Source organism: Algivirga pacifica (assembly GCF_039543525.1).
GTDB lineage: Bacteria > Bacteroidota > Bacteroidia > Cytophagales > Flammeovirgaceae > Algivirga > Algivirga pacifica.
Genome location: NZ_BAABJX010000069.1, coordinates 1 through 9,855 on the forward strand (window position 1 = coordinate 1; position 9,855 = coordinate 9,855).

A 9,855-nucleotide genomic window follows, 5' to 3' on the forward strand; every position below is an offset into this window, starting at 1 on the left:
GAACTACCATCCCCCACAGTGGACTTGCACCACCTAGCCAAATACCATGCACGGCACACTAAAGCAAAAAGCCTCCAAAAAGGAGGCTTTTTACGTTATATTATATGATTAATCAGTCACGAATTACAATGACGATTTTACTTCTTCTGTTACTTCTACTGTTGCAGCACTGTCAGTCACAACTGCAGTATCTGATACCACTTCTGTTTGTGGAACTGCTGCTTGTGCAGTCGCTGTTGCGTCAGTGGTTGTAGAAATCAAGGCAAATGGGATTAGGAAGAATACTACCAATACGTAAGCAAATCCGATAAATCTGTTCTTCATTGCTGCAGCACCTAGTGTTTCAGCACACCAGATTGGAATATTTCTGAAAATCTTCACTGGGAATAGGATCAACACTCCGAACAAGTTGAAGAATAGGTGACAAAGTGCAATTGCCAAACCTGCTTCTGTTCCTGACATAGCTGCCAAAAGAGCTGTTACTGTTGTTCCGATGTTAGCTCCCATCAAGAATGGGAATGCTTTGCGAAGTGTAATTTTGTTCGCTGCTACCAAAGGTACAGCCAAAGAAGTCGTTACTGAACTAGACTGTACGCCCGCCGTAATCAACATACCCCAAGTCAATGATTGGATTGGCTTAGCGAAAACGTATTTCTCAAGGTTCTTCTGAGAGTTACCTACCAAGATTTTCTTCAAGATAGATGTAAATGCTTTTAGAGAAACGAATAGCAATCCAACCGCTACGATCAATACGATTACTACGTTTTTATTGAATAGAGAGATCAAAAACTTAGCTGCAGGTTTTACCGTTACCCCCATGATACTGAAGATCTCCGTTTTCTCTGCTCCATCTACATAGAACATATCTGCCACCAATTGTCCCGGTGTAGACAATACGCCAAATGCTAGTTCTAGCGGGAACAAAATCGCTACGACAATCAGGTTAAAGAAATCGTGAACTGTTGCAGCACTAATCGCTTTCTTGAACTCTGACTTATCCGAAAGGTGTCCCAAGGCTACGATAGTACTCGTTACACTCGTTCCGATATTGGCACCCATGATCATTGGTACAGCACTTGCTAAAGGCAAACTACCTGAAGCTACGATCGCCACAATCATTGCAGTTGTTGTCGAGCTACTTTGTACCAGAGCGGTTGCAAGCAAACCTACAAACAATCCTACGAATGGGTTGGAAGTTACTCCCATGATGCTCTCCGCCGTATCCTTACCCATCATCTTGAACCCTGAGCTCATCAATTTCAGAGAAACCAAGAATACAAACATCACCACCACCAGCATCAAAACTCTACCTAGAATTTCTCCGCTCTTGTTCTTCGCTAGCTTTTCCATTATACTGTAATTGAAATTGTTGTCGTTCTGTTATTTTTCGTTCTTAAATAGAAATTTCAAACTGTAATCTCCACATTAGCTGGTCCTCGTCTGTTGCGAAATCTGAGTACGAGAAATCCGTTTGTGCTTTAATTTTATGTCCGATGATATACTTGGACAGTCCCAACGTATATTCTTTTACTTCTTGTCTTCTAATATCTTGCTCTGGCCAGATTTGCGTGAAACGACCAGCTACTTCAAAATTATTCTTGAACAAGTAACCTGCCTGCAGGTTTAGACCTTGTCCTGTTCTAAATGCTTCAAATGATTCTGCTGTGTTCAACACTACAGCACTCTCATCTGTTGATCTGTAAGCGTACTCACCCATTGCTGAGAATCCTCTGTACTTGAACATTGCATCTACGAAGAATGCATATAGGTCTCTGCTTGCGCTCAACTCTGAACCTCTCTGCCCTCTATCTCTAAATGCATTATCGTTTACACTATACGTAGCACCTACGGCTAGTTTTGGTGTTGCTTCTCTTTCAAGATCAGAAGAAACGTACTCTCCTTTCTTACCTGAAAACTTTCCGAAAGGCAGTACTTCTACACGACCTGTGTAAGAAAGACCTTCCTTAATCGTATGTTCTCCTGTATAGGTAGTATAATTCTTTCCTTCTCCAGTAGACACAGCAAAAGACTCACGCACAATCCATCCACCCAAGTTCATATGGTGGTGTACTTGTACCCCTAGATCTCGGTCAATGTTGTAATTAGAGTTTAGTCTTGAACGGTCTACGAATTGTAGATTCTGGGAAGAAATTACTCGTTCTCTGTTACCATCTAATTTGGTTTGTCCTACCCAAAGCGTGGTATTTGGAGCGAATTTATATTTAATAATTGCATCAAGGATTTCATTATTCACCAAATCAAGCTCAACTTTATAGCCTAGTTTCTTAGAGTAAATATGGCCCGATGACTTCAAACGTGCTCTTCTAAACCACAGTTTATGTGAATACTCTCCTGACTCTGCAGCTCGACTCAAATCAAAACGTGTTTGTACACGTCCTTCCAAAGAAAATTTATAAGTTCCTCCATTCCCCTCTACAGGATCAATGGTCAATACCTTACCAATCTTTTTATTTGTAAAGTTTACCACTGACTTCTTCTCTACATGCTTCTCAACAGGCACAGCAATAGCAGTAGAGTCTCCTTCTGAAACTCTCAATGAATCTTCTCCTGAAGTTGCCGCAGCGCGACCTGTAACTGCACCAAATAGAAGTGCAGTAGCAATAAAATACTTTGAAATGTTAGTCATTACTTTGTTGTATTCTTAATCCTAAGTCCTAATTCAAAAGATAGTTGGTGTCCTAAACCGTTGCAATTTTCGCTTGATTTAATCCAAATTCCAACGAACTTATTTTAACAAATGATTAAGTAAACGTACATTAACATAAGCAGCCTAAAATCAATCAAAATAACTCACAAATAATTGATATACAGATACTTAAAAGTGTTAATTATTGATTAGTACTTATATGAATGAATGTAACATTAAAAAGAGCCATTGGTAACTAAAAAGTAATAATTACTTGATTATCAGTAATTTACCAAATTACATTCATGTAACATTAAGTTAACATTGAACACTCAGTACGTAACAAAGCATGGTATTTATCTCAGCTATTTTTTAATAAAAAAGGAGAAAGGATGAAGAAATACTCCTTTATACAAGAAGCATTCCTTCATCCTTTCTCCTTTGTCGGGGCGACCATGAGGGACGCCCTCAATGCTGTCAATTTAAGAAAAGGTAGACACTAGTCTTAGCCTCCAGGCTAAGACTTAAACATAGTGGGAGCGTCCTCGCTCCCGTTTTTAAGGCCTTGAGCGAGGACGCTCAAGTTATGATTTTAGTCGTAGCGAGGACGCCACGACCAGTTCTTAGCTTAAATTGACAGCATTGGAGACGCCCTTACATGATTCTAAAGCCAACGACCAAGACATCGTCTGTCTGTCGCTCCAAGGTTCCTTTCCAGTTTTCAAACTCCCGTTCAACCAACTCCTCCTGATCAAAAATACGTCGGTGATGAATACTCTTAAGGAAGTCCCTGAATCGTTTATTCATATACTTTTTACCTGCAGGAGAGAATTGATCCTGAAACCCATCCGTATACAGATAGATTGTTGCTATTCCTTCCATTGGCAATGTATGTGTCGTAAACAAGTCTTCGCTCATTCCTTCTTTCTGATATATACTTCCTCCGATCGCTCTTCTATTTCCTTTCAAGTGGTTCATTTCTTTCCCTTCTACCAAGTATAGCATAGAATGATGTGCACCGGCAAACTGTAGTTCCCTTGCCTTATGATCGATCACCACCAAAGAAATATCCATACCGTCATTATTCCCCGTATCTTGCTGTCTCAATGCTTTCATCATTCCCTCATGTAGAAGACTTAATATTTCAGACGGTCGATGATTTTTTTTCTCTACCACGATCTCTTGCAACAGTTTGTGACCTATCATCGACAAGAATGCCCCTGGCACTCCATGTCCGGTACAATCGGCTACTGCCAAAAAGCTCTTGCGATCCTCATACCAAAACCAATAAAAGTCTCCTCCCACCAAATCATAAGGTTTATAAAAAACAAATAGCTCTGGGATATGCTCTCTTATAGCTTCCAAGGAAGGAAGCATCGCTGTTTGTATACGTTGTGCATATTGCAGACTGGAGTAAATTTCCTGATTTTTGTTTTCGATTACTTCACTATTGTACTGCAAACGCTCGTTCATGGCCGTTAAGGTCACGGCATTCTCGGTCAATTGTTGCTTAGAGATTCTAAGCTGCGCGTTTTTCTTTCGGATATGAAAAAAAGCATATAAAATCCCTGCCGTGACGACGAACAATAATAAAGTGCCAAAAAGTATCAACTTTTGTCGTTGTCGAATATCCTCTAACTCCAAGCGCTGTACCCTATTTCGCTCTGCTTTCAATTGATTTTCTCTAGCGAATATTTCTGCCTGTTGCTTCGCTTCTTGTTCTTTTTTCTTATTTGCCAAAGCTAGAAGAGCTTTAGCATGTTCCAGCCCACGAATCTGAGAAAGGTTACGCTCGGTTTCCACTAACTGCCAGGCTCTTTCTTTTTCCAACTGCTCTTTTGCTTTCTGCTGTTGTAATAAAAGAATCTGCTGTTCTTTATTCGTATCCTCTAACTGTTGCTGTTTCAGTTCCAGCTGCTTGATCTCTTTTTCAATCTGTAGCAATTTCAGTTCCTTGTCGATTGTATTGGCAGCAACTACTTTTTTCAAGCTATCCAAACGTTCTCCATATCGATCCCCTATCATCACTTTCTCCAACTCATGAGCAGCATTGTATTGAGTATTAGCTTCTCGATACATACCATATTTAGAAAAAAGCTGTCCTAGTTCCTGATGTGCCTGTGCCATATTGGGGCGAAGCAATTGACTCTCTTCATCCCCTTTCTCCAATACTTCTTCCCATATCTTCAAGGACTTCTCTTCCTTTCCCTGATTCTGATAAAGTTTAGCCAGATAGCTCAATACAATCACTTCCTGCTCCTTACGCCCCTGCTCCAGTGTTAAATCATGGGCTCTCTCAAATACCTCTTGTGCCTGCGATAACTTCTTATCACCATTATACACCACACCTAAGTTAATCAAGGCAGTCAGCATTTCTTGCTTTACTCCTGCTTGCTCTTTCAACCTGATAGCCTCATTGAGGTAATAAGCCGCTTGCTCTGCCTGATGGACACGTTGATAGGCATATCCCAGGTTATTAGCCCTACTTGCTTTTTCTATCAAACCCAAGGTTGCGTTATCATCATCGAGCTGATATCGTTTCAAATGAAACTGCAATGCTTGTTCAAAATCCCCCATCAACTCATTCAAACGGGCAATAGCCCCCAGGCTATAAGAAGTCTCTCCTGTATTTTGCTGAGCCATACTCCTCTCCAATACCTGTTCATACACTTCTAAAGAGCGCTCCCACTCATTCAATGAAAAATAACATTCAGCAAGCTTTACCTGCGACTCCTGCCAAAGAGGTGATGTGGGTAAGGCCTGTGCCAAAACTTGTTGATAATATGTAATAGCATCTTTGTAGACCCCCCATTCCTCATATAACAATCCTGTATTATAGACCTCTTGTACATAATCCTCCTCTTCTGAAGAAGTAAGTGCTAACACCCTTCTTTGAAGACGAATTGCCTGCTCATAGTTATTGAGATCAAGTGATGACTGCAAAGCAACCTTCAAATGTTGTTTTCTTTTCAACAAAGAAGAGGTCTCCTCCATTTTCTGTCCCCAAGCCGAAAAAGCAATCCCCCATAAACACAGGAGCAGCAATATCTTCAAGCCTCTATTTTTCACATTTATATCCATTTCAAAAGCAGTCTGCTTATTCCGGGAATTTTTTTACCTTTTCAATCACAAAGGAGCCTTCCTTTACTGACCAGATAGCATAATTACCACTAGTAACATCGCCATTCTCATCAAAATCAATTTTCCCTGAAGCCCCTTCATAATTAATTTTTTGATTACTCCTTAATAAATCAATTGCTTGCTCCCACTGTGAAGCTGTAACAGCTACACCTGTTGGTCCTGACACCTCTCCCAAATACTGTTTGAGTTGATTGGTATCCGTACTACCTGCAGCCTCCATTGCCAAGGCTAGCAAGTAAACTGCATCATACCCTGTAGCAGTTAAAGCTGGAGGTTCCTCCCCCAAGTAACGCTCCCGATAAGCCGCCTCATACTGTTGATACGTTTCATCTTCCTTTAAAGAATAAGGTACCGTACCTCTTACCAATGATAAAAACACCTCATCGGCGTTATTCAAAAAGTTATCTCGATAAGAAGACTCGCTCACCATTACACCAACCTGATGCGCTTCCAAATAAGGGGCCATCTCACTGGAAATCTTGGAAGCTTCTGTGTACATGGCACAATAGACCATATCAGGGGATTCTTCCGAATCGAATAACTGTGCAACATACCCCTTAAAGCTAAAGAAGTTTAGTTCACTACTTTCCAATTCCGGATAACTTACCCGTTGATAAACGCTACCTCCCAATCGAAGGAAGTTTTCTACAAATGCTTCTGTCAACAAATTCCCATATGCATTATCTACACATAATGTACTCACCTTTCGATACCCTTGGGCATAGGCTTCCTCTGCCGCAATCTTGGCTTGATAAATATCACTGGCAACCGTTCGCCATAATGTCTGATTATCCTCCATAGAAGAAATCACGGGGGAAGTCGATCGAGGAGAGATCAAGACCATATTCTTATCAATAGTCACCTGACTAGCAATCTCCGTAGTCACTGATGAAGATACAGCCCCTATAATCGCTACCACTCCGGTGTCAATCATTTGGGAAGCATTACTAACAGCCAACGCACGGTTCCCTTCACTATCCAAAGGCAATAGCGCCAAGGGTCTATTGAGGACTCCACCTTTCGCATTGATCTCTTCTATTGCCAAGGTCACTGCCTTCCTTGTTACCAACCCAGCGATACTATTCTGACCAGATAAAGGAACACATAAACCAATGACAATAGCGTCCTCAGGAAGCACTTGTGTACGATCACCGGTCTGCATATTACATCCCGATAATATATACAACAGGCCTATTAACAGGCTTTGCCATATCTTATTATTTCTACTTCGCATTCGGTATTCTCAATTCAGATAAGTGTTATTTTGTTTGTCGGTTATTGCCTATCCCTTATCCATTACTTAACGTAAGATATAAACGATAAACAAGCTTCTCAGGCCACAATTAGATTAACCTGAAGGCCTGTAGTATCAAATAGCGTGAGCAATAGTTAACTGATAATTTCTTCCAAAACCTGGGATATCATACCCTTTGAATCCTGGAAATGCATAAGAGGTATTCAATAAGTTGTTTACCTTAAATCCTATACGTAACTCTTTCCCATGAATAAACTTCAGGTTGTGCGTAGACAAATACAGGTTCATCAACGTATATGCCCCCAGCGCATAAGGGTTCTCATTGACCGCGTCGTTCAATACAATATTCTGCTCACTGGACAAGCGCTCTCCAATCCATTGTCCCTCTAGTGTTGCTGCCACCTTGTATTGAGATAAAGCATAGCCTACTCCTGCCTTAGTCATCCACCCAGGATAAAGCCTAGTGTGTTCCTTATAGTTACCGACAAAGTGCATGTATTTGTCGTAGGTACTGTGTTGATAAGACATATTCCCATAAGTCCAAAATGACTTATAACTATAACGTCCCCCTAGTTCTATTCCCTTACTATGAATGGTGGCTTTATTGACAGGGATTACATTCAAGCTTGCCGCATCCTGACGCACCAACTCTACCTTGTCATCTACACGAGTATAATAAATATTTGCAGAGAGCGTGATCCCTTGGGAAATCTCCCCATTTAAGGCTAACTCCATGGTACGCGCTCGCTCGGGCTTGAGTTCCTCATTACCAATCACATCCGCAGGAAGAGATACCCTATACAATTGTGTTGGAGCAGGAGCCATAAAAGAGGTACCATAAATCGCCTTGACATACAACTGTCGATACAGTCGATATACTGCCGCCAATCGATAGTTCAGTACATCTCCATAAATATTATGATGGTCATAACGTATTCCAGTCATCATATAAAGGCGACGATTATCCAGGGTGTCATGAAATGGATAGTAGATTCCTTGTAAATACACCCCAATATTATTGAATCGTTTTGCCCCTAAGGGGTCATATGCCGCCATCCCTATATTTTCTCCATCCTGAAAGTAGCGTTCAAAGACCAATAGCTGTTGCTTGTCAGTGGTATAGTCTACTCCAGCAGTAAGGTTTCCAGCCTTGAAGTCCGTATTAAGGTACGTAGAGAAATCTAAGGCATTGAAGTTTACTTTTCGCTCTACCCAATCCCCAAAATCTCTTTGGTTAAGCGTCAGTCGCTCTGCATCTGCAGGACTACCCGCCGCCCAGGTGACACTACTTTTCCAAACAGTATTTTTTCCGAAATTACGTTCATAACGTCCTCGAGCATAGAAATGAGCGTAATTCAGATAATTTCCCTCTTCCAATACTCCCCAATCTTTAAACCCTGCATTTCCTTCGTGATGCTGTACTGAGGCATCGAAAGAAAAAAGGGCATTATTATCGAAACGGTGATTTACTTCTGTGTAAAAGCTTCGCCCTAACCTATAAGCATCCTTGGTCTTTCCCGAATATAAAGGAGTTATTCTATCCGGAAGGTTTTGCACCTCCAACCCATCAAAACGTTGAACCGTATTATTAAAAGCTACACTAACCGCTGTCTTTGTGGTCAATTGCCTGGTAAGGTATAAAGAATACTCCTCTCCATAATTATCCCCTAACTTATTCCCCCCCAAACGTACCTCTCCTGTTTGTGCTTCCCTATAATCTCTAGGCTGATGGGTAATAACGTTGATAACCCCCAGGTAAGCATTAGCACCAAAAAGCGCTGAGCTAGCTCCTCTTAATACTTCTACCCGTTTGATCATCTGTATGGGAATCAAAGACTCCGTTAAAAAATTGGCATTGTAAGGGCGAAAAGCGACCTGCTGTCCATTAATCATCAGCTTAATGATTCTTGAATTTGCCCTCAATCCTCCGTTCACTCCCCTCACTCCCAGGTTGACATTGGTGTGGTCAGTTAATTGATAGATTCCTGCGACTCCTTGTAATACGTCTGAAAGGCTACTGTACCCCCTTTGTTTAATTTCTTCTGCAGTAATAACGGTAATAGTTGCCGGAGCCTCCTTAAGGGTTTGAGCAATCTTGGTAGCCGTCACTACTTCTTGCTCCTGTATGACTGCCTCTTGATTCAAGGCCGCAATGGAAAACTGCAACTCACCTAAGCCCTGTATTTGGGCTTGGGTAGCATTCACTACTATAAAGGTACAGCAAAGCCATATACAGCCTCCAAATATCCTTGCAGCCAGTGAGTTCATATAAAAAATAGTTTGGTTGTCTTTCGTTTTTAGCTCTTTTATAACTTACGACAATACAATCGTAGCATTCCAAACTTTAATATTACAAATAATCCCTAATATACCACAATTTTCAGAATAATATTACGCAAAATTCATCTACATAGAATAGTACTCTGGCAGGCTGATTGCTTAGAGCTTGTTTGGCATACGTCTTCAGATAGAAAATTCCTCTAATCACTGTTCAAATCGACTCAAATTTTCCGTAAATAGAACCACTATTCTCACTGCGTGCGCTCTAAATTTGAATCAATTTGAACAGGTTATAGAAATTTTCTCTGTCTAAATCAGTATTCCAAACAAGCTCTAAGTGAATTTATAGTTAAGCACTACTTTCAAACCGCTTAAAAAAGAAGGAGGAAGGATGGATAATCGATTCATTATCTGCATGATACCATCACATTAATCTTAGCTATCATGTATAGGAGTATTTTACTTTTTTCTGATTATAACGTTTTGCTGAGCTACAGTTTTTACTATTGCAATGAAGATGCAATCAATAAAT

General features: G+C 40.7%; 5 protein-coding genes. All 5 read right to left on the minus strand.

Going from position 1 to position 9,855, the window contains the following annotated elements:
- Window positions 1-123 precede the first annotated feature (123 nt).
- The 5 genes from ABD985_RS20820 to ABD985_RS20840 all read right to left on the minus strand — a co-directional run bounded on the left by ABD985_RS20820 (window position 124) and on the right by ABD985_RS20840 (window position 9,311).
- Window positions 124-1,350, minus strand: a complete 1,227-nt coding sequence (locus ABD985_RS20820; RefSeq protein WP_345375208.1) for a Na/Pi symporter — start codon at window positions 1,348-1,350, stop codon at window positions 124-126.
- A gap of 43 nt (window positions 1,351-1,393) precedes the next feature.
- On the minus strand, window positions 1,394-2,647 hold the full coding sequence (locus ABD985_RS20825) for a porin (RefSeq protein WP_345375209.1): 1,254 nt from the start codon (window positions 2,645-2,647) through the stop codon (window positions 1,394-1,396).
- A 654-nt stretch (window positions 2,648-3,301) separates the two neighbouring features.
- The gene (locus ABD985_RS20830; protein ID WP_345375211.1) at window positions 3,302-5,716 is read right to left on the minus strand and encodes a tetratricopeptide repeat protein; all 2,415 of its coding nucleotides are present in this window, start codon (window positions 5,714-5,716) and stop codon (window positions 3,302-3,304) included.
- A 28-nt stretch (window positions 5,717-5,744) separates the two neighbouring features.
- The gene (locus tag ABD985_RS20835; RefSeq protein ID WP_345375212.1) at window positions 5,745-7,022 is read right to left on the minus strand and encodes an ABC transporter substrate-binding protein; all 1,278 of its coding nucleotides are present in this window, start codon (window positions 7,020-7,022) and stop codon (window positions 5,745-5,747) included.
- Between the two features lie 135 nt (window positions 7,023-7,157).
- The gene (locus tag ABD985_RS20840; RefSeq protein ID WP_345375214.1) at window positions 7,158-9,311 is read right to left on the minus strand and encodes a TonB-dependent receptor plug domain-containing protein; all 2,154 of its coding nucleotides are present in this window, start codon (window positions 9,309-9,311) and stop codon (window positions 7,158-7,160) included.
- Window positions 9,312-9,855: the final 544 nt, after the last annotated feature.

Coding starts and splice junctions, on each gene's coding strand:
- ABD985_RS20840 (WP_345375214.1), bottom strand. CDS start 9,311: ATGAACTCACTGGCTGCAAGGATATTTGGAGGCTGTATATGGCTTTGC.
- ABD985_RS20825 (WP_345375209.1), bottom strand. CDS start 2,647: ATGACTAACATTTCAAAGTATTTTATTGCTACTGCACTTCTATTTGGT.
- ABD985_RS20820 (WP_345375208.1), bottom strand. CDS start 1,350: ATGGAAAAGCTAGCGAAGAACAAGAGCGGAGAAATTCTAGGTAGAGTT.
- ABD985_RS20835 (WP_345375212.1), bottom strand. CDS start 7,022: ATGCGAAGTAGAAATAATAAGATATGGCAAAGCCTGTTAATAGGCCTG.